This is a genomic window from Citrobacter sp. RHB35-C17, from assembly GCF_013816795.1.
Classification (GTDB): domain Bacteria; phylum Pseudomonadota; class Gammaproteobacteria; order Enterobacterales; family Enterobacteriaceae; genus Citrobacter_A; species Citrobacter_A amalonaticus.
The window spans coordinates 4,588,141-4,614,434 of record NZ_CP057150.1; the positions used below are offsets into that span (position 1 = coordinate 4,588,141).

Sequence of the window (26,294 nt, forward strand, 5' to 3'; positions counted from 1 at the left end):
AAACTTCGCAGCGCACCCTTTCAGGTACACTCTGAAGTTTTCTTGATTACGTTCTACAGTATGGTGGAGCTATGCGGGATCGAACCGCAGACCTCCTGCGTGCAAAGCAGGCGCTCTCCCAGCTGAGCTATAGCCCCATACAGTGTAGTCAGAACCTCTGTACCGATAATTTTTCCTGAGACAAGGCGTGGAATGGCGAAGCATACTTAAAGTATGCGAGTCGTTTCACAACGCAGTATTCAGGGAAAATTTGGTAGGCCTGAGTGGACTTGAACCACCGACCTCACCCTTATCAGGGGTGCGCTCTAACCACCTGAGCTACAAGCCTGTAGAGGTTTTACTGCTCGTTTTTCATCAGACAATCTGTGTGGGCACTACAAAGGCAGGTTCTTTAAGGTAAGGAGGTGATCCAACCGCAGGTTCCCCTACGGTTACCTTGTTACGACTTCACCCCAGTCATGAATCACAAAGTGGTAAGCGCCCTCCCGAAGGTTAAGCTACCTACTTCTTTTGCAACCCACTCCCATGGTGTGACGGGCGGTGTGTACAAGGCCCGGGAACGTATTCACCGTGGCATTCTGATCCACGATTACTAGCGATTCCGACTTCATGGAGTCGAGTTGCAGACTCCAATCCGGACTACGACATACTTTATGAGGTCCGCTTGCTCTCGCGAGGTCGCTTCTCTTTGTATATGCCATTGTAGCACGTGTGTAGCCCTGGTCGTAAGGGCCATGATGACTTGACGTCATCCCCACCTTCCTCCAGTTTATCACTGGCAGTCTCCTTTGAGTTCCCGGCCGGACCGCTGGCAACAAAGGATAAGGGTTGCGCTCGTTGCGGGACTTAACCCAACATTTCACAACACGAGCTGACGACAGCCATGCAGCACCTGTCTCACAGTTCCCGAAGGCACCAAGGCATCTCTGCCAAGTTCTGTGGATGTCAAGACCAGGTAAGGTTCTTCGCGTTGCATCGAATTAAACCACATGCTCCACCGCTTGTGCGGGCCCCCGTCAATTCATTTGAGTTTTAACCTTGCGGCCGTACTCCCCAGGCGGTCTATTTAACGCGTTAGCTCCGGAAGCCACGCCTCAAGGGCACAACCTCCAAATAGACATCGTTTACGGCGTGGACTACCAGGGTATCTAATCCTGTTTGCTCCCCACGCTTTCGCACCTGAGCGTCAGTCTTCGTCCAGGGGGCCGCCTTCGCCACCGGTATTCCTCCAGATCTCTACGCATTTCACCGCTACACCTGGAATTCTACCCCCCTCTACGAGACTCAAGCCTGCCAGTTTCGAATGCAGTTCCCAGGTTGAGCCCGGGGATTTCACATCCGACTTGACAGACCGCCTGCGTGCGCTTTACGCCCAGTAATTCCGATTAACGCTTGCACCCTCCGTATTACCGCGGCTGCTGGCACGGAGTTAGCCGGTGCTTCTTCTGCGGGTAACGTCAATGGCTAAGGTTATTAACCTTAACCCCTTCCTCCCCGCTGAAAGTACTTTACAACCCGAAGGCCTTCTTCATACACGCGGCATGGCTGCATCAGGCTTGCGCCCATTGTGCAATATTCCCCACTGCTGCCTCCCGTAGGAGTCTGGACCGTGTCTCAGTTCCAGTGTGGCTGGTCATCCTCTCAGACCAGCTAGGGATCGTCGCCTTGGTGAGCCGTTACCTCACCAACAAGCTAATCCCATCTGGGCACATCCGATGGCAAGAGGCCCGAAGGTCCCCCTCTTTGGTCTTGCGACATTATGCGGTATTAGCTACCGTTTCCAGTAGTTATCCCCCTCCATCGGGCAGTTTCCCAGACATTACTCACCCGTCCGCCACTCGTCAGCAAAGCAGCAAGCTGCTTCCTGTTACCGTTCGACTTGCATGTGTTAGGCCTGCCGCCAGCGTTCAATCTGAGCCATGATCAAACTCTTCAATTTAAGTTTGATGCTCTTAGAATTAAACGTCGTAATGAATTACGTGTTCACTCTTTGAGACTTGGTATTCATTTTTCGTCTTGCGACGTTAAGAATCCATGTCACTCTGAGTGCCCACACAGATTGTCTGATAAATTGTTAAAGAGCAGTGCCGCTTCGCTTTTTCTCAGCGGCGCGGGGTGTGCATAATACGCTTTCCCGCTTCAGAGTCAAGCATTTATTTTGCTTTTCTCTGTCGGTGTTCATCACTGGTTTTCACCGGAGAACCCTGCTGACCCGGCGGCTTGCGTGCCGTTGTTCCGTGTCAGTGGAGGCGCATTATAGGGAGTTATTTCGGGCTGACAAGGGGAAATTTAAAATAATTTTCCGAGTGCGCATTTTTTATTCTTTGCGTTTATTTAACCACCGAATCGGGGGTTAACTGGGCGATTTCGCGGGCAAAACTCGCCACTTGCTCCCAGTCGGTATAGATAACTTCTTTGCGCGTATCCGTTTCGCCGCCCGACATTTTCATAATGAGTTGAATCATCATGCGATCATACCAGCGATAGCGTGGGTACAGCAGCGCCCCGGCGATAACCGCAGAACGGTCTGGCCGCCACTGTGAGTTCATTAAAAACTTGCGCGCGTAGCTGTTGGTCTGCGGCGTCCGCTTTTCCGGTTTACGCGCCACCAGGTTGACGGAGTAAAACGCGCTTGGCATGTGATTCAGTCGCGTCGCATGTTTTTTCACAAACTCGAGAAATGCAGAATGATAATGTCCATAACGAATGGATGCGCCAATAACTACACGATCATAGCGTTCCCAGTCAGGCTCTTCGGTACGATGCAGATTAACGACATCCGTACAAACGCCAAGCTCTTTGAGTTCTGACGCCAGATAAGCGGCGATTTCCCGGGTCTGTCCATCGCGAGATGAGAAAAGAATCAGTGTTTTCACGTGTTACTCCATTATTCACGCCAGAAGGTCGGGGTAAAAAGTACCAGCAAAGTGAAGACTTCCAGACGACCGAACAGCATATTGGCAATCAGGATCCATTTTGCCACTGGATTCATACTGGCAAAGTTGTCCGCCACGACGCCCAGTCCGGGCCCAAGGTTGTTCAACGTCGCCACCACGGAAGCAAAGGCCGAGAAATCGTCCACACCAGTCGCGATAATCGCCAGCATACTGACAATAAAAACCAGCGCATACGCCGAGAAAAATCCCCAGACCGCTTCAAGAATACGCTCCGGCAGCGCGCGATTCCCCAGTTTGATGCTATAGACCGCATTGGGATGCACCAGGCGCTTCAGCTCGCGGTTCCCCTGTTTGAACAGCAAGAGGATACGGATAACCTTCAGTCCCCCGCCCGTTGACCCTGCACAGCCGCCGATAAACGCAGAACATAGCAGCAATACCGGCAGGAAAAGCGGCCAGCGCGCAATACTGTCGGTGGTAAATCCGGCCGTAGTCGCCATCGACACCACCTGGAAAAAGGCCTGATTGAGCGTCGTCAGTGCGGAGTTATAGATGTTATGGAACCAGAGCACTAATGTGCAGATGACCACCAGTGTCAGTTGGACGCCAATGAACATGCGAAATTCGGGGTCACGCCAGTAAACCTTCAGGCTGCGGCCACTCAGTAACGAGAAGTGCAGACCATAGTTACAGCCGGAGATTAATAAGAAGATAGCGATGATAGTGTTAATCGTTGGGCTGTCAAAATAACCCACGCTGGCATCATGGGTAGAAAACCCGCCGATCGCGATAGTAGCGAAACTGTGTCCGATGGCGTCAAACGCTGGCATGCCGGCAAACCACAGCGCCAGCGCGCAGGCGACCGTCAGCAGGACGTAGATCAGCCACAGCGTTTTTGCCGTTTCGGCAATACGCGGGCGCATCTTGTTATCTTTCAGAGGCCCTGGCATTTCAGCGCGATAGAGTTGCATCCCACCGACGCCGAGTATCGGCAAGATCGCGACGGCCAGCACAATGATTCCCATCCCACCGAACCATTGCAGCATCTGGCGATAAAAGAGGATCGCATGCGGCAGCGAATCCAGCCCCACCAGCGTGGTAGCGCCGGTCGTGGTCAGTCCGGAGAATGATTCGAAAAACGCATCGGTAATCGTGAGGTTCGGGCTTTCAGAAAAAATGAAGGGTAAAGCACCCACGCTACCCAACACGGTCCAGAACAGTACCACGATCAGAAACCCTTCACGGGATTTCAGTTCGCCTTTCTCACGACGGTTCGGCCACCACAACATGGAGCCAATCACCAGTGCGACAAAAAAGGTTTGCGTAAATGCGCGTCCCGCCCCATCACGATAGATAAGCGCTACCAGCCCCGGGAGGATCATCGTGCCCGAAAATAAGATAACCAGTAGTCCTACAATTCGGGTAATGGCGCGAAAATGCATCTCTGCCGCTTCCTTAGTTCTTCAAAATGAGGTGGGGATTATTCTTCAATCGCTAACAATTGCAATGAACCACGACTAAAATCCGCCAGCTTTGCTGAAAATTCATCCACTTTCGCATAAGGAAGCGCCACCCGTAACCGAACGAATGCCTGGTAATCACTGGTGACGATTTTGCCGCCATATTGACCCAGAAGTGCTTCAACGCCAGCCAACTGCGCGTACTCACACTGCAAAGTATATTCGGTTAATGGCGTCTTGCGCTGTGTCGTTAACTGACGCAATGCCTGGTTTACGCCACCGCCGTAGGCTTTAACCAGTCCGCCGGTGCCGAGTAAGATCCCGCCGTAATAGCGCACCACAACGGCGGTAATTTCCCCAACGCCGCTGCCCATCAACTGCGCGAGCATCGGCTTGCCTGCCGTTCCCGCCGGTTCACCATCATCTGAAAAGCCCAATTGCTGCGAATCATCCGGCGCTCCCGCCACCCACGCCACGCAATGGTGACGGGCGTCCGGGTGCTCCGCTCTGACTGATTCCACAAACGCTTTTGCCGCCTCTACGCCATCGGTATGCGCCAACAACGTAATGAAGCGGCTTTTTTTGATCTCTTCGACAACGGTGACCGGCGCCGCAGGGATTAACCAACTGTCCATTACGCCAGTTTCAGATCCCGCGTCATGTTTTCAACGTTGTTCTCGTGGATCACCACGTTATCTTCAATACGAATACCACCAAACGGTTTCAGCGCTTCAATTTTCTGCCAGTTGAAGTGTTTGCTGAACTGCCCTTCACGCCACGGCGCGAGCAGCGATTCGATGAAGTAAAAGCCCGGTTCAATGGTCAACACCATGCCCGGCTGGAGCACACGGGTGCAGCGCAGATACGGATATTTGGACGGCGCGGCGAGATGCGTACCGGTGTCATCCTGCATAAAGCCCGCAACATCATGCACCTGCAGGCCCAGCGGATGGCCGATCCCGTGCGGCATAAACGGTCCGGTGAGATCGTTTTCGACCATCGCCTCTTCGCTCATGTCGGTGACGAGCTGATGCTTACGCAGCAGTTTTGCAATACGCTGATGGAACTGAACATGATAATCCACATAGCTGACACCCGCTTTCATGGTGGCAATCAGCGCCAGCTGTTCGTCATTCACATCTTTCACTAACTGCGCATACTCATTGTCGCTTTTCGCCGACCAGGTACGGGTCAGGTCTGCGGCATAACCGTTGTACTCCGCACCGGCATCCAGCAAGAAGCTGCGGATTTCAGACGGTGCCTGATGATCCAGCTTCGTATAATGCAAAACCGACGCATGCTCGTTCAGCGCCACGATATTGCTGTACGGCACATCGGTGTCGCGGTGACCGGTCGCAGTCAGATAGGCCAGGTTGATATCGAACTCGCTCATCCCCGAACGGAAGGCTTCTTCCGCCGCACGGTGTCCATTCACCGCCATTTTCTGCGCTTCGCGCATGCAGGCCAGTTCGTAGTCCGTTTTGTAGGCGCGGTAATAGTGCAGATAGTCGATCACCCCTTTCGGGTTGATATTGCTGGCGGCGATCTCCAGTTGCAACGCACGCTCTGGAACCGGGCCGATATAACCAATATTGCCGCGCGCGGCAGGCAGTTGACTGCCAATGCCATCCGCCTTCGGCAGGGCAATCACCTCAACTTCTTCAGTCCAGAAGGAGGTCGGCAGCGGTTCAACGTTGTGCCAGTAATCGACCGGCAAGTAAAACCACAGTTTGGGTTTGTTCACCCCATCAACCAGCAACCAGCAGTTGGGAACCTGAGTCACCGGCACCCAGGCTTTAAACTGCGGATTAACCTTAAACGGGTAAGGATGATCGTCGAGAAAAACGTTAACCAGCTCGCCGGAGTGAATAAGCAGCGCATCAAGCTTAAAGCGTTCCAACGCATCACGCGTCCGTTCTTGTAAGGTAACGATATGATTTTTATAGAGTGCGGCCAGTGATTCCATTTTCTATCCTTCTGTTTTTTTCGACCTCAAGTCTCCGCATCTTAGCACATCGATTCACGAGAGCGTGATTTCTACCAGGTGTGATCGGATCGGCATTTTTTTAATCAGTCATTTGCATTTTATTAACATAAAATACACACTTCGCTTCATCTGGTATGACCAGATCACCTTGCGGATTCAGGAGACTGACATGCTTTACAAAGGCGACAACCTGTACCTCGACTGGCTGGAAGATGGCATCGCCGAACTGGTGTTCGATGCCCCAGGCTCAGTGAACAAACTCGACACGGCAACCGTCGCCAGCCTCGGCCAGGCGCTGGACGTACTGGAAAAACAAACAGATTTAAAAGGGCTGCTGCTGCGTTCGAATAAAGCAGCCTTTATCGTCGGTGCCGATATCACCGAATTCCTTTCGCTGTTTCTCGTTCCCGAAGAACAGCTCAGCCAGTGGTTGCATTTCGCCAACAGCGTCTTTAACCGTCTGGAAGATCTGCCGGTCCCCACTCTCTCTGCGGTTAACGGCTATGCGTTAGGTGGCGGCTGCGAATGCGTACTGGCGACCGATTACCGCCTGGCGACGCCGGATCTGCGTATCGGTCTGCCAGAAACAAAGCTGGGCATCATGCCAGGCTTTGGCGGTTCCGTACGTATGCCGCGCATGTTAGGCGCGGACAGCGCACTGGAGATCATTGCTGCCGGTAAAGACGTTGGTGCTGAACAGGCGCTGAAAATCGGTCTGGTCGATGGCGTCGTGAAAGCGGAAAAACTGATTGAAGGCGCAAAAGCAGTTTTACGTCAGGCCATCAGCGGCGATCTGGACTGGAAAGCGAAGCGTCAGCCGAAGCTGGAACCGCTGAAGCTCAGCAAAATTGAAGCTGCCATGAGCTTCACCATTGCCAAAGGCATGGTCGCGCAAACGGCAGGCAAACATTACCCGGCCCCGATGACTGCAGTGAAAACCATTGAAGCCGCCGCGCGTTTTGGCCGTGAAGAAGCGCTTAATCTGGAAAACAAAAGTTTTGTTCCGCTGGCGCACACCAATGAAGCCCGCGCGTTGGTCGGTATCTTCCTTAACGACCAATATGTGAAAGGCAAAGCGAAGAAGCTGACCAAAGACGTTGAGACGCCAAAACAGGCTGCTGTGCTGGGCGCAGGCATTATGGGCGGCGGTATCGCGTATCAGTCGGCGTGGAAAGGCGTGCCGGTTATCATGAAAGATATCAACGACAAATCCCTGACCCTCGGAATGACCGAAGCGGCTAAGCTGCTGAACAAACAGCTTGAGCGCGGCAAAATTGACGGTCTGAAGATGGCGGGCGTGATTTCGACCATTCACCCTACGCTGGACTATGCCGGTTTTGATCGCGTGGACGTCGTGGTCGAAGCCGTGGTTGAAAACCCGAAAGTCAAAAAAGCGGTGCTGTCCGAAACGGAAGACAAGGTTCGCCCGGATACCGTGCTGGCCTCTAACACCTCCACCATTCCCATCAGTGAACTGGCAAGCGTGCTGAAACGCCCGGAAAATTTCTGCGGGATGCATTTCTTTAACCCGGTTCACCGGATGCCGCTGGTTGAGATCATTCGTGGCGAGAAAAGCGCCGATGAAACCATCGCGAAAGTAGTCGCCTGGGCAAGCAAAATGGGCAAAACACCGATTGTGGTGAACGACTGCCCTGGCTTCTTTGTAAACCGCGTACTGTTCGCTTACTTCGCGGGATTCAGCCAGTTGCTGCGCGACGGAGCGGACTTCCGCAAAGTCGACAAGGTCATGGAAAAACAGTTCGGCTGGCCGATGGGCCCGGCATACCTGCTTGATGTTGTCGGCATTGATACAGCGCATCACGCGCAGGCCGTGATGTCCGCAGGCTTCCCGCAGCGGATGCAAAAAGATTATCGCGACGCGATCGATGCGCTGTTTGACGCCAGTCGTTTTGGTCAGAAAAACGGTCTGGGCTTCTGGCGCTATAAAGAAGACAACAAAGGTAAGCCGAAGAAAGAAGAGGATGCCACCGTTGATGACCTGCTGGCTGACGTCAGTAACGCGAAGCGTGATTTCAGCGAAGACGAAATTATCGCCCGTATGATGATCCCGATGGTCAACGAAGTGGTGCGCTGTCTCGAAGAAGGCATTATCGCCAGTCCGGCAGAGGCCGATATGGCACTGGTTTACGGTCTGGGCTTCCCTCCGTTCCACGGCGGCGCGTTCCGCTGGCTGGATACGCTCGGCAGCGCGAAGTTTCTCGATATGGCGCAACAGTATCAGCACCTCGGTCCGTTATACGACGTTCCGGAAGGTCTGCGTAATAAAGCGCGTCATAACGAACCGTATTATCCCCCGGTTGAGCCTGCCCGTCCGGTCGGCGACCTGAAAACGGCTTAAGGAGTCACAATGGAACAGGTTGTAATTGTTGATGCGATCCGTACCCCGATGGGCCGTTCGAAAGGGGGCGCGTTTCGCAACGTGCGTGCGGAAGATCTCTCCGCACATTTGATGCGTAGTCTGCTGGCGCGTAATCCGGCGCTTGAAGCGGCGGCGCTTGATGACATCTACTGGGGTTGCGTGCAGCAGACGCTGGAGCAGGGCTTTAACATCGCCCGTAACGCGGCGCTGCTGGCGGAAGTTCCACACTCCGTTCCGGCGGTGACCGTCAACCGTCTGTGCGGCTCTTCCATGCAGGCATTGCATGACGCCGCACGAATGATCATGACCGGTGATGCGCAGGCCTGTCTGGTGGGTGGCGTGGAGCATATGGGCCATGTGCCGATGAGCCACGGCGTCGATTTTCACCCAGGTCTGAGCCGTAACGTCGCCAAAGCGGCGGGCATGATGGGACTAACGGCGGAGATGCTCTCACGCATGCACGGCATCAGCCGTGAAATGCAGGATGCCTTTGCCGCACGTTCACACGCCCGCGCCTGGGCCGCCACGCAGTCCGGCGCGTTTAAGAACGAAATTATCCCAACCGGTGGGCATGACGCCGATGGCGTGCTGAAGCAGTTTAACTACGACGAAGTGATCCGTCCGGAAACCACGGTTGAAGCGTTATCTACCCTGCGTCCGGCGTTTGACCCGGTCAGCGGCACGGTCACCGCAGGAACCTCTTCTGCACTCTCCGATGGTGCCGCCGCCATGCTGGTGATGAGCGCGAGTCGTGCACGCGAGTTAGGTCTGAAACCACGCGCCCGCGTGCGCTCAATGGCGGTGGTCGGTTGTGATCCTTCCATCATGGGATACGGTCCGGTTCCGGCGTCGAAACTGGCGCTGAAAAAAGCGGGGCTTTCGGCCAGTGATATCGGTTTGTTTGAGATGAACGAAGCGTTTGCTGCGCAGATCCTGCCGTGTATTAAAGATCTGGGGTTAATGGAGCAGATTGACGAGAAGATCAACCTTAACGGCGGCGCGATCGCGCTCGGTCACCCGTTGGGTTGTTCTGGCGCGCGTATCAGCACCACGTTGTTGAACCTGATGGAACGCAAAGATGTCCAGTTCGGCCTGGCGACGATGTGTATTGGGTTGGGTCAGGGTATCGCGACCGTGTTTGAGCGGGTGTAAAGATATTCACTCATTGTCGGCCGGGTAAGCGAAGCGCCCCCGGCTCGATTGCCGGATGGCGACGCTAAAGCATCTCATCCGGCCTACAACGAAAACGTCACGGTATAACCATTTAGTTGCCGTTCTTCCCGCCTGTCAGGGGCGGGTTTTTTCTTCTTCGTTTCTCTTCTTAGATAAATGAGAACGCATCGCCAAACAGACGATCTTCACGTGCGCTGCGCTCATTACAGAACAGGTCACGCGCGATTTTCGCCATCTCAAAACGTCCGGCAATGTAGATGTCATGATCGGCCAGCGTTCCGTGATCCTGCATCACCGCCGTTAAGACCGTCCCTGTACGTCCACGCCAGCCGGCTTCCGGTTGTTCCACCACGGCTTCGACGCGCAGATTGGGATGGTTGACAGAGAGCGCTTCAAGTTCAGAGAGATCGTAGAGATGCTTCTCTTCACGTCCCCCCCAGTAAATCGTGACCTCACGATTAGGATTATGCGCCAGCGCCGTCAGCAGAATGGAACGGGCGTAGGAAAAACCCGTACCACCAGCAATCAGGATCAGCGGACGCTCTTCATCGTCACGCAGCCATGCGTCGCCGTGCGGGATATCTATCGTTATCTCATGGTCTTTCAGGATGCGATCCATCACTGCTTTGGCATAGAGATTAATTTCTGACGCGCCAATGTGGAGCTCAATAAAACCCTGCTCATCCGGCGTAGAGGCCATCGAGAACGGACGTTTATCCCGCTCATCCATCACGACCATCAAATATTGACCGGCACGAAAGGAAAATGCCGCGTCGGGTACTAAACGAACACGGTATACGGTATCAGTGATAGCTTCTACCGAGGTCACTTTACAGCTTAAGGTTGTCATGCGCTCCCTCTATGGGTCTGTAGGGCAAAACGAGCGCCTCAGGCGCCTTTACCGTCATTAAAGATGGCCAGTTCATCCCAAATCGCATCAATGCGGGCGGTCACGTCGGGGTCTTTTTTAATTGGACGTCCCCACTCGCGTTGGGTTTCACCTGGCCATTTGTTCGTGGCATCCAGCCCCATTTTTGAACCCAGACCGGAGACCGGCGAGGCAAAATCCAGATAATCAATTGGCGTATTTTCTACCAGCACCGTGTCCCTGGCCGGGTCCATACGGGTGGTAATCGCCCAAATCACATCGTTCCAGTCGCGTGCATTGACGTCATCATCACAGACGATAACAAATTTGGTGTACATAAACTGGCGTAAAAATGACCAGACACCCATCATGACGCGTTTCGCATGCCCCGCGTACTGTTTTTTAATCGTGACGACGGCAAGGCGATAAGAGCACCCTTCCGGCGGCAGGTAAAAATCGACGATTTCCGGGAACTGTTTTTGCAGAATCGGCACAAACACTTCATTTAGCGCAACGCCAAGTACGGCAGGCTCATCCGGCGGACGACCGGTGTAGGTCGAATGGTAAATCGCATCTTCACGCTGGGTAATATGCGTGACGGTAAAGACCGGGAAGCTATCCACTTCATTGTAATACCCCGTATGGTCGCCATACGGGCCTTCCGGCGCCATTTCACCCGGATCGATATACCCTTCCAACACAATTTCCGCACTGGCAGGCACTTCAAGATCGTTAGACAGGCATTTAACCACTTCGGTTTTCGTACCGCGCAGCAGACCGGCAAAGGCGTACTCTGAGAGTGTGTCTGGTACCGGCGTCACCGCGCCAAGAATGGTGGCAGGATCGGCGCCTAAGGCGACAGACACCGGGAAACGTTCACCCGGATGCGCCGCACACCACTCCTGATAATCAAGCGCGCCGCCACGATGGGACAGCCAGCGCATGATCAATTTATTTTTGCCAATCAACTGCTGGCGATAAATCCCCAGATTCTGCCGCTCTTTATGCGGGCCACGCGTGACGGTCAGCCCCCAGGTGATGAGCGGCGCGGCATCTTCTGGCCAGCAGGTCATAATGGGAATTCGGTTTAAATCGACGTCATCGCCAGAGATGATTTTTTGCTGACAAGGCGCACCGCGCAGTCGCTTCGTCGGCATATTCAGCACCTGTTTGAACTGCGGCAGTTTATCAAACAGATCGCGGAAGCCCTTCGGCGGCTCCGGTTCTTTCAAAAAGGCCAGTAATTTACCCACTTCCCGCAGCGCAGAGACATCATCCTGCCCCATGCCCATCGCGACACGCTTTGGCGTACCAAACAGGTTACACAACACTGGCATTGAATAGCCTTTGGGGTTTTCAAACAGCAGCGCAGGGCCACCGGCACGTAACGTGCGGTCGGCAATTTCTGTGATTTCCAGATATGGATCCACTTCAAGCGTAATGCGTTTGAGTTCACCCTGTTGTTCAAGCAGCGTCAGGAAGTCGCGTAAATCGTGATATTTCATGGCGTCCATTGTGGCCTCTTCGTAAGCGCCTCATTATACGGCGTTCATCATCGTGATGCTGTATTTTTGTTAAATTAGCGTGAACTCTGGCGGCCCACCGCCGCCACCGGGATTATAATTAACTTCACGCCTTACATTTGCTATGCTTGCGCCCCGAATAAGCGGATAAGAGCCATTATGCAATCCTGGTATTTACTGTACTGCAAACGCGGGCAACTTCAGCGTGCTCAGGAACACCTCGAAAGACAGGCAGTGAGCTGCCTGACACCGATGATCACTCTGGAAAAAATGGTGCGTGGAAAACGTACTGCAGTCAGCGAACCCCTGTTCCCTAACTATCTGTTCGTGGAATTTGACCCGGAAGTGATTCATACCACGACGATCAATGCCACGCGCGGCGTCAGCCATTTTGTCCGCTTTGGCGCATCACCGGCAATTGTCCCTGCTACGGTGATTCACCAGCTCTCCGTCTATAAGCCAGAAGGCATTGTCGACCCTGAAACGCCTTACCCCGGCGACCGAGTGGTCATCACGGAAGGGGCTTTTGAAGGCCTGCAGGCGATCTTCACTGAACCGGACGGTGAAGCGCGTTCCATGCTGCTGCTCAACCTGTTGAATAAAGAGGTGAAGCAGAGCGTGAAAAACACCGGTTTCCGTAAGCTTTAACGGCGACTTAAAACGACATTCCAAACAGTTTCCTGACGTTCGCATCCGTTGTGGCGGAAAGCCACTGCGGATCGTCTCCGCGCCCGTGGGCGATACGCTCAAGAATATGTGGCAGATATGCCGGTTCGTTACGTCGCGATGCGGGTTTCGGCGAGAGATCGCGCGGCAACAGATACGGCGCATCGGTTTCAATCAGCAACTGTTCGGCCGGAATAAACGGTAGCAATTCGCGCAGTTCCAGCCCACGACGCTCATCACAGACCCAGCCTGTAATGCCGATATGTAATCCTCTGTCGATACAGTCCTGCATTTCTTCACGCGTGCCGGTAAAGCAGTGCAGCACCGCACCCGGGAGTTTGTCCAGCCACGGATCCAGCAGCGTCAGAAATCGTGCATGCGCATCACGACAATGCATAAAAACCGGCATCTGTAACTCAGCAGCGATACGCAACTGCGCGTCAAACGCCCGCTCTTGTTCCTGCGGAGTGGAAAAATTACGATTGAAATCAAGGCCACATTCGCCAATCGCCACGACCTCAGGCATTGACGCCAGCGCCACAATCGCCTCCTCTGTGGCAGGCTGCCACTGGCTACTGTCGTGCGGGTGAACACCGGCCGTCGACCAACAGTGAGGATAAATGTGCGCCAGTCGTTGCGCCTGTTGGCTTTCATGCAGGTTTGTTCCGGTGAGAAGCAGGCCCTTCACGCCAGCGGCCCTCGCGCGAGCCACAACCTCATCACGGTCTTTTAAAAACTGCGAGCTGGTTAAATTAACGCCGATATCAAACATGCTTCGCTCCATATGACAACCGCCCTGGCGGGCGGTTGAATTTACTCTTCTGTCTTCTCGGCTTTCTCAGCTTCGGCTTCTGATTCCGCCTCGTTATCTTCATCCCGTGTCTGTCGCTTACCGACATAGAAACGTGAGAAGAAAACGCCGACCTCAAACAGGAAGTACATCGGAATCGCCAGTAACGTCTGCGAAAAAACATCCGGCGGCGTCAGCAACATCCCTACCACAAACGCGCCAACTAACACATAAGGCCGTTTTTTACGCAAATCTTCCGGTGTCGTCACCCCCATCCAGCAAAGCAGCACGATGGCAACGGGCACCTCAAACGAGACCCCGAACGCCATAAACAGCGCCATGACAAAGCTCAGATAGCTGGCAATATCCGTCGAGACCTGCACGCCTTCCGGCGCGGTATTGGCAAGGAAGCCAAACGCCAGCGGGAACACGACAAAGTAGGCAAACGCCATGCCGATATAGAACAGTAACGAGCTGGAGATCAGTAACGGCACCACCATGCGGCGTTCATGCTTATACAGCGCTGGCGCGATAAACGCCCAGACCTGATAAAGGATCACCGGCGCTGACAGGATCAGCGACACCATGAAGGTTAATTTGATCGGGGTGAAGAACGGTGATGCGACATCCGTCGCGATCATGGTTGCGCCCTGCGGCAACTGTTTGATAAGCGGCGAGGAAACCAGGTGATAGATGTCATTGGCAAAATAGACCAATGCCAGAAAAATCACGATAACCGCAATAATGCAGTTAAGCAGACGTTTACGCAGCTCAATCAGGTGCGTGATAAGCGGTTGAGTATCTTCTACAGCCATGTTTACGGTTTATCACTCGACGTAGGGGAGGAGCCAGCAACAGGGGCAGCGGTTTTCGGTTCAGCGTCCTTCACGTTGACGGCAGGAGACGTCTCCCCGACAATCTCAGGAGCCTGTTCCGGTGCGCTGGCCTGGACTTCAGCAGTAGCGGGCGTGACCCCTTCATGCTGTTCTTCGTTCCCTTTCACCACCGGGTTATGGATGGTGTGCGCTTCGTCGCTCGCTTTTTCGGGCTCGTTCGCGCTATAGGAACGTTTCATTGACTCCGCCGCCTGGCGCAGTTCATCCATTGAGGCTTTCAGCTCGGGAGTCAGATTTTCCAGGCTCGCTTTCTCAACCTTTTTCAGGCTGTCCTGAAACTCCTGGAGCTTAAGCTCCTGGGTCAGTTCATTCTGAACGGTGGTCGCAAGGGATCGCAATGCGCGTACCCAGCCAGCTATCGTTTTGACGGCTACCGGCAATCGCTGCGGCCCCAGTACGACGAGGCCGATAATAAACACCAGTAACAGTTCGCTAAAGCCGATATCAAACACGAATTACACCTGCTCTTTATCGTGGCTTTTCGCGTCTTCTTTTTTCGCCGTTTCTTTAGCAGCGTCTGCCGGTTTGTCAGTAATAGACTTCGCGGTAAAGTCAGCGTCCTGACTGGCTTTATCCTGTTTAGCATCATCATCACTCATGGCTTTTTTGAAGCCTTTGATGGATGCGCCAAGATCGGAACCGATGGAGCCGAGCTTCTTGGTGCCAAACAACAGTACAACGATGACGGCAATGATCACCAACTGCCAAATACTGATACCACCCATACATGTTCCTCTGTGATAGATGATGAATTAATAAGGCCGTAGTATACGTTACCCGGCCTGCCTTGAGCGATGAAAAAATCAGCGAGTTTTGCGCCAGCCGACAATCCAGGCGACCAGACCGCCTGCCATCAACCAGCCGGGCATATAGCCCCATTCAGGACGATTAATCAACAGGAATGTCCCACTCAATAGTAACGTGGCTCCAATTCCCAATAAGTAACGGGATTGGCCCTGACGCACATGATTCTCCTGAAGCTCGCGCGCAATCTTATCAACACTGTGCTGTAAATATTTGCCCTGGCGCAAACTGTCGTACACCAGTTCAGGGAGTTCTGGCATTTTTTCGACCCAGAACGGCGCTTTTTCCTTAAATGCCCTGACCAGCGCCGGAATACCGACCTGATCTTTAATCCATGATTCCAGAAAAGGCTTCGCCGTTTTCCAGAGATCCAACTGCGGATACAGCTGACGTCCTACGCCCTCAACATACAGTAATGTCTTCTGCAACAATACCAGTTGAGGCTGCACTTCCATGTTAAATCGACGCGCCGTATTGAAAAGGTTTAACAAAACGTGACCAAACGAGATTTCTGCTAGCGGTTTCTCGAAGATAGGCTCGCATACGGTACGAATCGCAAACTCAAACTCTTCAACGTTGGTATCCGGCGGAACCCAGCCTGAATCAACATGCAGTTCCGCAACCTTGCGGTAATCACGATTAAAGAACGCGATAAAGTTCTCCGCCAGGTAACGCTTATCTTCCTTATTTAAGGAGCCGACAATGCCGCAATCAATGCCAATATATTTCGGGTTTTCGGGGTGTTCATAACTGACAAAGATGTTTCCGGGATGCATATCCGCGTGGAAAAAGCTGTCGCGAAACACCTGAGTGAAGAAAACCTGCACGCCGCGCTCCGCCAGCAACTTCATGTTGGTGCCGTTTTTCTCCAGCGTCACCACATCGGAAACCGGGATGCCATAGATGCGTTCCATCACCATCATATTCTCACTGCAGTAGTCAGAATAAACTTCCGGGATGTAGAGCATGGGGCTGTCTTCAAAGTTCCGCCGTAGCTGAATGGCGTTGGCCGATTCGCGCAACAGGTTCAGCTCATCAATCAGTGTTTTTTCATATTCCCGCACCACTTCCGTCGGGCGCAGACGGCGACCGTCCGGTAGCAAGCGCGGCACCCAGCGGGCAAGACGATAAATCAGTCGTAGATCCGCTTTGATAACCGGCAGGATGTCAGGACGTATGACTTTGATGACGACCTCTTTGCCGTTCGATTTCAGTCTCGCCGTATGCACCTGAGCAATTGACGCCGACGCCAGCGGCTGAATCTCGAATTCATCAAACCAGGCTTCAACGGGCAGTCCGCCCATCGCTTCTTCGATTTGCGCTTTCGCCAGCTTGCCATCGAAGGGGGCGACTTTGTCCTGTAACAACGCCAGTTGATCGGCGATATGCGGAGGGAAGAGATCGCGGCGAGTTGAGAGCATTTGACCAAACTTGATCCACACCGGCCCTAACTCCTGCAGAGCCAGTCTCAGTCGCTCTCCCAATAATTTGTCTTTATGCCGGTTTGGCATCCAGAACAGGCAGTAACGCCATAACCGCAGCGGCAGCGTGATCCGCATTTTGGGGATGAGTTCATCAAGTCCGTAACTTAAAAAAGTGCGAATGATGAAATACAGGCGCCGTACTTCACCTGGCGTCATTTAGCCTCCAGTTTTTCCAGCCGCCGGGTCAGCGCATCGACAGCGCGTTCCACCGCTGCCGTTTCTTCCGCGAACCAGGCAACCTCTAACGGTCCGGGTGCCATTCGCCACTCTTCCGTAATGGCTTCGGCAACATAACGTTGCTGACGTTGGATCCCGTGACGGAGAAATTTTGCCCCGCCGCGCAGGGCTTTGCTGATCCCTTCCGCCGCGATGTCGCCGGTATAAGGCGCCAGCAGTTCAGCAGGATCGAATTCCGCCAGGTCGGCAAGGGCAACGAAATTTTGCACAACCTGAATATCACCCTGCACTTCCAGTTCGCCACTGCGAATCAGCGCAGCCAGTTGCTGGCGGTCACGTAATTTTGGCAATACGCTGGCATGAGTGATCACCGTACAATCGGCCTCGCCAGCCCACTCGCCCAGCACGTCAACCTGGCGTTCGCTGAACAACAGAATTAATGATGTCGAAAAGCCTTTTAGCTCTACACGCAGCACTTTTCCCAGCAGACGCGCTCGCGCCGTTTTCAACGCCGACGAACGATACAGGAATGAATTAAGCAAACTTTCCATTCCTGCAGTCACTAAGGGTTTAAAAGGCATCCCCGTTCTCCTGTCAGAACTTATAGCCGCGATGTAGCGCAACCACACCCGCTGTCAGGTTGTAATAGTCGACACTTTCGAACCCGGCGTCCTGCATCATCGCTTTCAAGGTGTCCTGATCGGGATGCATACGGATGGATTCCGCCAGATAACGATAGCTATCGGCATCATTGGCGACCATTGAACCGATACGCGGCAGGATATGGAACGAGTAGGCGTCGTACGCTTTGCTCAGTGGCTCGATAATCGGTTTAGAGAATTCCAGCACCAGCAGACGACCACCTGGCTTCAGGACACGGAACATCGAGCGCAGGGCTTTGTCTTTGTCCGTGACGTTACGCAAACCGAAGGAAATAGTGATGCAGTCAAACGTATTGTCCGGGAACGGCAGCGCTTCCGCATTGGCCTGAACATATTCTACGTTGCCAATCACGCCGATATTGCGCAGCTTTTCACGACCCATTTTGAGCATTGAGTCATTGATGTCAGCCAGAATCACCTTGCCGGTCTCCCCGACCAGACGGGAGAATTTAGCCGTCAGATCGCCGGTTCCCCCGGCTAAATCCAGTACTGTCTGACCACGGCGGACGCCGCTACAGTCGATGGTGAAGCGCTTCCACAAACGATGGATGCCAAAAGACATCAAATCATTCATAACATCATATTTTGATGCCACAGAATGAAAAACGTGGGCCACCATGTCCGCTTTATGCTCTTTAGCGACAGTCTGAAAACCAAAGTGCGTCGTTTCTTGTGAATTATCCACCATCTCAGTGCCTGCTCATCAAAAAATTGTTCGAGAAGTGTAACAGATTGGGGCGCATTGCCCTACCCTTCTGCCCGTCCGGGTTACTCCGAACGGACTAATTCGATTGCTGCTTTATCCCGTCATCGTCGGAATAAGATGCATCTTCCTGCTCTTCAGGTACCGATCGCAACCGATACTCTTCATCCTGCGTTGTGGCCTGTTCCGCCAGTTCAGGGTTAATCTCGCGCTTAATTTCTACCCCTAAGCCGCGAAACGCTTCGGCCTGTGCCAGCACGTTGCCGCGCCCCGACGACAGCTTTTTCATCGCCTGACGATAGTTATCCTGCGCTTTGTCCAGACTCTGTCCGATGGAGGACATATCGTCGACAAACAGCCGCATCTTGTCATAGAGCTTACTCGCACGGTCCGCAATCTGTTGCGCATTACGGCTTTGATGTTCGTAACGCCAAAGATTCGCAATGGTTCGCAACGCCACCAGTAATGTCGTGGGACTGACCAGCATAATATTATTTTTAAGCGCTTCAGTAATCAGTTCGGGCTGTCGGTCGAGCGCTAACAGAAACGCGGGCTCCACCGGAATAAACATCAGCACGTAATCCAGCGTGCGCAGCCCCGGAAGCTGCTGGTAGTCCTTACGTCCCAACAGGCGAATATGGTTACGCACCGAAGCAATGTGTTCCTGAAGCGCACTTTCGCGGGTGTAATCGTCTTCCGCATTAAAATAGCGCTCATAGGCCACCAGCGTCATTTTGGCGTCGATCACCACATCTTTTCCCTGCGGTAAACGTACAATTACGTCGGGCTGCATGCGGGAACGAACGTCATTCTCGATACTGACCTGCGTTTCGTACTCATAACCTTCACGCAGTCCGGATGCTTCCAGCACACGGGTGAGTACGACTTCGCCCCAGTTCCCCTGCGTTTTATTATCGCCTTTTAGTGCACGCGTAAGGTTGACCGCTTCCTGGGCCATTTGTGCATTAAGCTGTTGGAGATTGCGAATTTCATGCGCCAGGGTGTGACGTTCTCGCGCTTCCTGACCAAAGCTGTCCTGAACCTGGCGACGGAAACCGTCCAGTTGTTCACGCAGCGGCGTCAGCAGACCATTCAGGCTCTGTCGGTTTTGCTCATCAATCCGGCGATTGCTTTGCTCAAAGATTCGGTTTGCCAGGTTTTCAAACTGTTCGCTCAGACGCTGCTCGCTGTTGATCATCTGGCGAATTTTATCTTCCGCATGCTGCTGTGTGGCTTCCATTCGCGTGGTCACTTCACGCAGATCCGCTTCCAGCGAGGTGTTAATGCTGCGCAGGCTACGTAATTCGTTATTGAGCAACTCGCACTCATCACGCCAGTGTTCACTTTGGGCAAGCTGTTGTTTGGCAGCACTTAATGCCGCAACCATCTCTTCACGTTCAGCGAATTGTTCGGCTTTCTGTTGCGCATGCTGATAGCTGGCTATCAGCCAGCCAAGCGCAATGCCCACCAGCGCAATAACCGCATAAATGATGATTGAGATATCCAAAATGCCTCCCGACGCCATACATCACCCGCACAAAATAGAATTGTGCTGTATAAACGTCCAGTTTTAAAGAACTTTCCTGCGAGGCGGTACGCAAATAATCGCGTAAAAGCAAAAGGCCGAACGCGTCGGCCTTTTTTACGGAAGAGAAGAGAATTAGATGAGACGACGTGCCGCTTCCACCACGATTTTCACCGCATGGCTTTCAGTTTGTTTCATCGTCTCTGCATTCGGGATCTCTTGCTGGGTACGGTTGACGATTACCCCCGCAACCATCCCGGCGCGCAGGCCCTGGCTTGCACACATGGTCAGCAGCGTGGCGGACTCCATTTCGTAGTTCATCACGCCCATTGACTGCCACTCTTCCATGGAGCCTTTGAAACGACGTACTACGCGACCGGAGAAAGTGTCGTAACGTTCCTGGCCTGGGTAGAAGGTGTCAGAAGATGCAGTTACGCCCACGTGAGTTGTGGCACCGATGGATTTTGCCGCTTCAACCAGCGCGGTGGTGCATTCAAAGTCAGCGACTGCCGGATACTCCATCGGCGCAAAGTGCAGGCTCGCACCATCCAGACGAACGGACGCCGTGGTGACCAGAACATCGCCGACATTGATATGCGGCTGAATGGCCCCCGTAGTGCCAATACGCAGGAAAGTACGAATGCCCAACTGAGCCAATTCTTCCACCGCTATAGAAGTTGATGGGCCGCCGATACCGGTCGAGCAGACGATGACGGCTTTACCATCCAGCTCTGCGCGCCAGGTAGTGAATTCACGATGAGATGCCAGTTTAACTGGCTTCTCCATCAGCGCGGCGATCTTTTCTACACGTTCCGGATCGCCAGGGACGATAGCCAGCGTAGCCCCTTGTAAATCGTTCTTGGTGAGGCCGAGATGAAAAACGTCAGACCTGGACATATAAAACTCCTCTGTGATTCGGTTTTTGTCAGAAGAAGCAAAAAGACACTTTACCGAAGGACTTAAGATATTTTCGTGACAGTCATCACCATGATGTAATTAAGTTGCATTAATTTGCCTACAAAAAGTGATCAACATCACATCAATAGCCCGACTTTCTCTTTCTTTGCACAAAAAGCGAGCCGTTTGAGGCAGTGTGAATGGTTAAAGGCTGTCTATAGTTAATAGTGCGCTATTTTTCTAAGGGTACGGAGAATACCATGACATCAACACCACAAACCGGTTTTGCACCTGCAGCATCCCCTATTGCCTCTACCTCAGTGCATACCCCAGACGACGCCATCGTCGCGGGGTTAACGTCAATCCCTTCCCAGGGAGACGATATGCCGGCGTTTCACGCTCGGCCGAAAAAGAGCGATGGCCCACTGCCTGTGGTCATTGTAGTGCAGGAAATCTTTGGCGTGCATGAACATATCCGCGACATCTGCCGTCGTCTGGCGCTGGACGGCTATTTGGCTATTGCGCCAGAACTCTACTTCCGCGAGGGCGATCCCAATGATTTCGCCGATATTCCCACGTTACTGAGCGGGCTGGTGGCGAAAGTGCCGGATTCTCAGGTTCTGGCCGATCTGGATCACGTCGCCAGTTGGGCGTCCCGCAACGGTGGCGATGTTCATCGTCTGATGATCACTGGCTTTTGTTGGGGCGGACGTATTACGTGGCTGTACGCGGCGCATAACCCGCAACTGAAAGCCGCTGTAGCCTGGTATGGGAAGTTGGTTGGCGATAAATCGTTGAATTCGCCGAAACATCCTGTCGATGTGGCGACCGATCTGAACGCCCCGGTGCTGGGTCTGTACGGCGGTCAGGATAACAGTATTTCACAGGAGAGCGTGGAGACTATGCGCCAGGCCTTACGCGCCGCTAACGCCAATACGGAGATTGTCGTCTATCCCGATGCCGGCCATGCCTTCAATGCCGACTACCGCTCGAGCTATCACGAAGAATCAGCCAAAGACGGCTGGCAAAGAATGCTGGCGTGGTTTGCGCAGTACGGAAGTAAGAAATAACACAGGTTTGAACCGCCACCCAACAACAGGCCCGGTGGCGACTTCGCCTTACCGGGCCCAGGAAGATCACGCCTGACGCAGATTCTGCGCGGCTTTCACCATGTTCGCCAGCGCGGCGCGGGTTTCCGACCAACCGCGGGTTTTCAGGCCGCAGTCCGGGTTTACCCACAGGCGTTCAGCCGGGATACGTTGTGCCGCTTTTTGCAACAGCGCCTCAATCCACTCTACGCTCGGGACATTCGGCGAGTGAATGTCATACACGCCCGGCCCGATTTCGTTCGGATAGTCGAACTCTTCGAACGACTCCAGCAGCTCCATGTCGGAACGTGAGGTTTCAATGGTGATCACGTCAGCATCCAGCGCGGCAATAGAATCCATGATGTCGTTAAACTCGCAGTAACACATGTGGGTGTGGATCTGGGTATCATCTTTCGCCACCGCCGCGTTGATGCGGAACGCTTCCACGCCCCACGCCAGATAAGCCGCCCAGTCGCTACGACGCAACGGCAGCCCTTCGCGCAGTGCGGGTTCATCAATCTGAATGATGCCAATGCCTGCCGCTTCCAGATCCGCCACCTCATCACGCAGTGCCAGCGCGATCTGTTTGGCGATGGTTTCGCGGGTGACGTCTTCACGCGGGAAGGACCAGCAGAGAATGGTCACCGGGCCGGTCAGCATGCCTTTTACCGGTTTGTCAGTCAGCGACTGAGCATACGTCGCCCATTCTACGGTGATCGCTTCCGGACGGCTGACGTCGCCGATCACCACCGGCGGTTTCACGCAGCGAGAGCCGTAACTCTGCACCCAGCCATTCTGGGTGAAAACAAAACCATCGAGGTGCTCACCGAAATATTCCACCATGTCGTTACGCTCGGCTTCACCGTGGACCAGCACGTCCAGGCCTAAGCGTTCCTGCTCAACAATCGCCTGCTTAATATGCTCCGCGATGCCAGTGCGATAGTTGTTAGCATCAAGCTGCCCTTTTTTGAAGTCCAGACGCAGGCCGCGGATTTCAGTAGTTTGCGGGAAAGAACCGATAGTGGTCGTCGGCCATGCAGGCAGGTTGAAGCGCGCACGCTGAGCCTCAGCGCGCACTTCGTACGGGTTCGCCCGCTGGCTGTCCTGCGCGGTGATGGCCGCCAGACGTTTTTGCACTGCTGCATTGTGCACACGGGTCGAGTGGCGACGCGCCTGAATCGGTGCGCTCCATTCGGCGATGGCGGCGGTATCGCCGCTGTTCAGCGCATCGCGCAGCAGCGTCAGTTCACCACACTTTTGCAGGGCGAAGGCAAACCAGCTCTTCACTTCCGCATCCAGACGCGTTTCAACGCTCAGGTCGATCGGGCTGTGCAGCAATGAGCAGGACGAGGCCACCCACAGATCCCGAAGGCCTACGATATCTTTAATCTGGGCATATTTTTCTGTCAGATCGGCACGCCAGACGTTGCGTCCATTGACCAGACCGGCAGACAGCAGCCAGTCAGTCGGCAGGCGTTTGTGCAGCGCTGTCACGTCATCTTTACCGTGGACCAGGTCAACGTGGAGTCCCTGTACCGGCAGCGCGGCAATGGTATCAAGGTTAGGCGTCACACCTTCAAAGTAGGTGGTCAGCAGCAGTTTCACCTGCCCGGAAAGCGCATCGTAGGCCGGTTTGAAGGCGTTCAGCCACGTCTGCGGCAGTTCCAGCACCAGCGCGGGTTCGTCGATCTGCACCCACTCGATGCCGCGTTTTGCCAGTTCCGCGAGCACCTGCTGGTAAACCGGCAGAATGTCTTTCAGCAGGCTCAGGCGATCGAACGACTCGCCCTTTACTTTGCCCAGCCACAAATAAGTTACCGGGCCGAGCAGCACAGGTTTCACCTTGTGACCCAGCGCCAGCGCTTCGTCCACTTCATCCAGTAGTTGGGTCCAGGTCAGTTTGAACTGCTGACCTTTGACGAACTCCGGCACCATATAGTGATAGTTGGTGTTAAACCATTTGGTCATTTCTGCCGCCGCAGCCGGTTCGCCGGTCGGCGCACGACCGCGACCAATGCGGAACAGGGTGTCGATATCGACGGAACCATCTTTGTTCTGATGACGCGCCGGGACGTTACCGAGCAGCAGGCTGGTGGTCAGAACATGGTCGTACCAGGCAAAATCGCCGACCGGCAGTAGATCGATACCGGCCTGCTTTTGCTGATCCCAGTGACGCGCCCGCAGTTCGCGGCCCACCGCCAGCAGTTCTTCACGGGTCACATTACCCGCCCAGTAGCCCTCTTGCGCTTTTTTCAGCTCGCGACGCAGGCCAACACGAGGGAAACCGAGGGTGTGATTCAGTATTGTCATTTTACTTCCTCTAATTATATGTAAATCCTATGGATTTTTAATTCAGGGAAGGTGGCAAGTTTACTCATCCCCGGGAGCTTACATCAGTAAGTAACCAAGGCGAGGAAACGCAGCCAACGCACCATAAATTTAAAATACGAAGGATTTTGGACGTCTGGATGTTTACACATCCATATTTGACAGTTACTGTATATTCCTCAAGCGCAATTTGTTCATGCCGAAGTGAAGGACTTTCATGATCGAGATTAAACACCTGAAAACGCTCCAGGCGTTGCGGAATACCGGGTCACTGGCAGCCGCTGCGGCGACGCTGCATCAGACCCAATCCGCCCTGTCTCACCAGTTCAGCGATCTGGAACAGCGCCTTGGCTTTCGGCTATTCATACGTAAAAGTCAGCCGCTGCGTTTCACCCCACAGGGTGAGATCCTGTTGCAACTGGCCAGTCAGGTTCTGCCACAAATTAACCGCGCGTTGCAGGCCTGCAACGAACCACAACAAACCCGTCTGCGTATCGCCATTGAATGCCATAGCTGTATTCAGTGGCTGACCCCGGCGCTGGAAAACTTCCGCGCCAAATGGCCGCAGGTGGAGATGGATTTTAAATCCGGCGTGACGTTTGACCCCCAACCGGCGCTCCAGCAGGACGAGCTGGATCTGGTGATGACCTCTGACATTCTGCCGCGCAGCGGGCTGCATTATTCTCCGATGTTTGATTTTGAAGTTCGCCTGGTGCTGGCACCCGAGCATCCGCTGACCAGCAAAACGCAGATCACCCCGGAAGATTTAGCCAGCGAAACGCTGCTGATCTATCCGGTACAACGCAGTCGACTGGACGTCTGGCGTCATTTTCTGCAGCCCGCAGGGGTCAGCCCGTCACTGAAAAGCGTGGATAATACTCTGCTGTTGATTCAGATGGTGGCGGCAAACATGGGCATTGCTGCCCTGCCGCACTGGGTCGTGGAGAGTTTTGAACGCCAGGGCCTGGTGGTGACCAGAACCCTGGGAGAGGGCTTATGGAGCCGCCTGTACGCCGCCGTGCGTGACGGCGAGCAGCGCCAGCCGGTGACTGAGGCGTTTATTCGATCGGCGCGCAATCACGCCTGCGATCATCTGCCGTTTGTTCGGAGCGCGGAGCGACCCACTTTCGATGCACCCACAGTGAAGCCAATATCACCATCGCACCTGTAATAAAACTTGGCCAGTGAGGCTGTTGGTGCCAGATAGCCAGGTTGACCAGCAGCCCTGCGGGCACATGCATATTGTTCATAATACCCAGCGTCCCCGCATCAACCTGTGTCGCGCCGTAGTTCCACATAAAGTAGCCGATGCCTGAAGCGGCCACGCCCAGGAACACCAGAATTCCCCACTGGAGCGTGGTTTCCGGCATTTTCTGCGCATTGCCCAACATGAACCAGGCAACTACCGCCACCAGAAACGCGCCGATGTAAAACCATGCAAAGGCGTTATGCTGGGGCATCGGGCGCGTCTCCATCAGGCGTTTATAGCCCACCATCCCGATGGCAAAACTGATGTTGGAAAGCTGTACCAGCAGCAGACCAGTCCAGAAGTGATCGGTCACCTGGTCATAACGAATAATCCCTGCGCCAATCACCGCCAGCAGCGCGCTAAACGCATACCCCCAGCGCAGCCGCCGTTTACTCATCAGATCGTAAATCAGCGTGATATAGAGCGGCGTCAACACGGTAAACAACAGCAGTTCAGAGACAGTCAGATAGAGATAAGCGTGGAAACTCAGCATATACATGATGCCAAGCTGCATGGCTCCCACCAGCATATAAAGCCCGATAGTTTTCAGGCTGTGCCCGCGCGTACGCAGGAAAGGCAGGAATACCAGCGCCGCCAGACCGACCCGAACCAACACGGCAAAGTAGCTATCGACGTGCCCGGCAAGGTATTCCCCGAACAGGCTGAAGGAGAAAGCCCACAGGATCGTGGTAATGATCAGTAACGCCACAATGGATATCTCGTAGAATATGGAGTAT

At 53.9% G+C, this 26,294-nt stretch carries 22 protein-coding genes, 2 tRNA genes and 1 rRNA gene; 5 read left to right on the plus strand and 20 right to left on the minus strand.

Features of this window, described 5'->3' with window-relative positions; genetic code table 11:
* Window positions 1-61: 61 nt before the first annotated feature.
* From HVZ37_RS21770 to pepQ, 7 genes are all read right to left on the minus strand, one after another.
* Window positions 62-137 (minus strand) — tRNA-Ala (locus tag HVZ37_RS21770).
* Window positions 138-251: 114 nt separating this feature from the next.
* Window positions 252-328: transfer RNA gene (locus tag HVZ37_RS21775), tRNA-Ile, on the minus strand.
* A gap of 69 nt (window positions 329-397) precedes the next feature.
* Window positions 398-1,939, minus strand: a 16S ribosomal RNA gene (locus HVZ37_RS21780).
* Window positions 1,940-2,330: 391 nt separating this feature from the next.
* Window positions 2,331-2,876 carry a menaquinone-dependent protoporphyrinogen IX dehydrogenase gene (gene hemG / locus HVZ37_RS21785; protein ID WP_042998838.1) on the minus strand — a complete coding sequence of 182 codons (546 nt, stop codon included), beginning with the start codon at window positions 2,874-2,876 and terminating at the stop codon, window positions 2,331-2,333.
* An 11-nt stretch (window positions 2,877-2,887) separates the two neighbouring features.
* On the minus strand, window positions 2,888-4,339 hold the full coding sequence (gene trkH, locus HVZ37_RS21790) for a Trk system potassium transporter TrkH (protein WP_042998837.1): 1,452 nt from the start codon (window positions 4,337-4,339) through the stop codon (window positions 2,888-2,890).
* Between the two features lie 38 nt (window positions 4,340-4,377).
* Window positions 4,378-4,992, minus strand: a complete 615-nt coding sequence (locus HVZ37_RS21795; protein ID WP_042998836.1) for an IMPACT family protein — start codon at window positions 4,990-4,992, stop codon at window positions 4,378-4,380.
* The gene (gene pepQ / locus HVZ37_RS21800) at window positions 4,992-6,323 is read right to left on the minus strand and encodes a Xaa-Pro dipeptidase (RefSeq protein WP_042998835.1); all 1,332 of its coding nucleotides are present in this window, start codon (window positions 6,321-6,323) and stop codon (window positions 4,992-4,994) included. Before pepQ ends, HVZ37_RS21795 begins: the two co-directional genes overlap by 1 nt.
* A gap of 190 nt (window positions 6,324-6,513) precedes the next feature.
* Between pepQ and fadB the strand changes: the two genes are divergently transcribed.
* Window positions 6,514-8,703, plus strand: a complete 2,190-nt coding sequence (gene fadB / locus HVZ37_RS21805) for a fatty acid oxidation complex subunit alpha FadB (RefSeq protein ID WP_181627965.1) — start codon at window positions 6,514-6,516, stop codon at window positions 8,701-8,703.
* 9 nt (window positions 8,704-8,712) lie between these two features.
* Window positions 8,713-9,876, plus strand: coding sequence for an acetyl-CoA C-acyltransferase FadA (gene fadA, locus HVZ37_RS21810; RefSeq protein WP_046402115.1), 1,164 nt, complete (start codon window positions 8,713-8,715; stop codon window positions 9,874-9,876).
* A 169-nt stretch (window positions 9,877-10,045) separates the two neighbouring features.
* Here the strand turns inward: fadA and fre are convergent, their stop codons facing one another.
* Both fre and ubiD read right to left on the minus strand, forming a co-directional pair.
* Complete coding sequence (fre, locus tag HVZ37_RS21815; protein ID WP_044258316.1) at window positions 10,046-10,747, minus strand: NAD(P)H-flavin reductase; 702 nt, start codon at window positions 10,745-10,747, stop codon at window positions 10,046-10,048.
* A 38-nt stretch (window positions 10,748-10,785) separates the two neighbouring features.
* A complete protein-coding gene (ubiD, locus tag HVZ37_RS21820) occupies window positions 10,786-12,279 on the minus strand; it encodes a 4-hydroxy-3-polyprenylbenzoate decarboxylase (RefSeq protein WP_044327658.1) in 1,494 nt (497 codons plus the stop codon).
* A 168-nt stretch (window positions 12,280-12,447) separates the two neighbouring features.
* Between ubiD and rfaH the strand changes: the two genes are divergently transcribed.
* The gene (gene rfaH / locus HVZ37_RS21825; RefSeq protein ID WP_042998831.1) at window positions 12,448-12,936 is read left to right on the plus strand and encodes a transcription/translation regulatory transformer protein RfaH; all 489 of its coding nucleotides are present in this window, start codon (window positions 12,448-12,450) and stop codon (window positions 12,934-12,936) included.
* Between the two features lie 7 nt (window positions 12,937-12,943).
* On the opposite strand, the gene tatD is transcribed toward rfaH, so the two are convergent.
* From tatD to udp, 9 genes are all read right to left on the minus strand, one after another.
* The gene (gene tatD / locus HVZ37_RS21830; protein WP_181627966.1) at window positions 12,944-13,726 is read right to left on the minus strand and encodes a 3'-5' ssDNA/RNA exonuclease TatD; all 783 of its coding nucleotides are present in this window, start codon (window positions 13,724-13,726) and stop codon (window positions 12,944-12,946) included.
* 41 nt (window positions 13,727-13,767) lie between these two features.
* On the minus strand, window positions 13,768-14,559 hold the full coding sequence (tatC, locus tag HVZ37_RS21835; RefSeq protein ID WP_042998829.1) for a Sec-independent protein translocase subunit TatC: 792 nt from the start codon (window positions 14,557-14,559) through the stop codon (window positions 13,768-13,770).
* Between the two features lie 2 nt (window positions 14,560-14,561).
* Window positions 14,562-15,092 (minus strand): Sec-independent protein translocase protein TatB, encoded by a 531-nt coding sequence (gene tatB, locus HVZ37_RS21840; protein ID WP_042998828.1) that lies wholly within the window; start codon window positions 15,090-15,092, stop codon window positions 14,562-14,564.
* Window positions 15,093-15,095: 3 nt separating this feature from the next.
* Window positions 15,096-15,365 (minus strand): Sec-independent protein translocase subunit TatA, encoded by a 270-nt coding sequence (tatA, locus tag HVZ37_RS21845; protein ID WP_042998827.1) that lies wholly within the window; start codon window positions 15,363-15,365, stop codon window positions 15,096-15,098.
* Window positions 15,366-15,443: 78 nt separating this feature from the next.
* Window positions 15,444-17,084 carry a ubiquinone biosynthesis regulatory protein kinase UbiB gene (ubiB, locus tag HVZ37_RS21850; protein WP_044258310.1) on the minus strand — a complete coding sequence of 547 codons (1,641 nt, stop codon included), beginning with the start codon at window positions 17,082-17,084 and terminating at the stop codon, window positions 15,444-15,446.
* Entirely contained in the window at window positions 17,081-17,686 is a 606-nt protein-coding gene (gene ubiJ, locus HVZ37_RS21855) for a ubiquinone biosynthesis protein UbiJ (protein WP_044327203.1), read from the minus strand. The genes ubiB and ubiJ overlap by 4 nt, the downstream gene beginning before the upstream one ends.
* A 13-nt stretch (window positions 17,687-17,699) precedes the next feature.
* Window positions 17,700-18,455, minus strand: coding sequence for a bifunctional demethylmenaquinone methyltransferase/2-methoxy-6-polyprenyl-1,4-benzoquinol methylase UbiE (gene ubiE / locus HVZ37_RS21860; protein ID WP_042326162.1), 756 nt, complete (start codon window positions 18,453-18,455; stop codon window positions 17,700-17,702).
* A gap of 94 nt (window positions 18,456-18,549) precedes the next feature.
* A complete protein-coding gene (rmuC, locus tag HVZ37_RS21865; RefSeq protein ID WP_181627967.1) occupies window positions 18,550-19,977 on the minus strand; it encodes a DNA recombination protein RmuC in 1,428 nt (475 codons plus the stop codon).
* A gap of 153 nt (window positions 19,978-20,130) precedes the next feature.
* A complete protein-coding gene (gene udp / locus HVZ37_RS21870; protein WP_042998824.1) occupies window positions 20,131-20,892 on the minus strand; it encodes a uridine phosphorylase in 762 nt (253 codons plus the stop codon).
* Window positions 20,893-21,152: 260 nt separating this feature from the next.
* On the opposite strand from udp, the gene HVZ37_RS21875 reads away from it, so the two are divergent.
* Entirely contained in the window at window positions 21,153-21,962 is an 810-nt protein-coding gene (locus tag HVZ37_RS21875) for a dienelactone hydrolase family protein (RefSeq protein WP_044327197.1), read from the plus strand.
* Between the two features lie 66 nt (window positions 21,963-22,028).
* Here HVZ37_RS21875 and metE read toward each other — a convergent pair whose 3' ends face one another.
* Entirely contained in the window at window positions 22,029-24,290 is a 2,262-nt protein-coding gene (metE, locus tag HVZ37_RS21880) for a 5-methyltetrahydropteroyltriglutamate--homocysteine S-methyltransferase (RefSeq protein WP_181627968.1), read from the minus strand.
* A gap of 235 nt (window positions 24,291-24,525) precedes the next feature.
* Between metE and metR the strand changes: the two genes are divergently transcribed.
* A complete protein-coding gene (metR, locus tag HVZ37_RS21885; protein ID WP_042998821.1) occupies window positions 24,526-25,479 on the plus strand; it encodes an HTH-type transcriptional regulator MetR in 954 nt (317 codons plus the stop codon).
* Here the strand turns inward: metR and bioP are convergent.
* Window positions 25,367-26,266: a biotin transporter gene (gene bioP / locus HVZ37_RS21890; protein ID WP_042998820.1), complete on the minus strand. Its 900-nt coding sequence runs from the start codon at window positions 26,264-26,266 to the stop codon at window positions 25,367-25,369. The genes metR and bioP overlap by 113 nt on opposite strands.
* Between the last annotated feature and the right edge of the window lie 28 nt (window positions 26,267-26,294).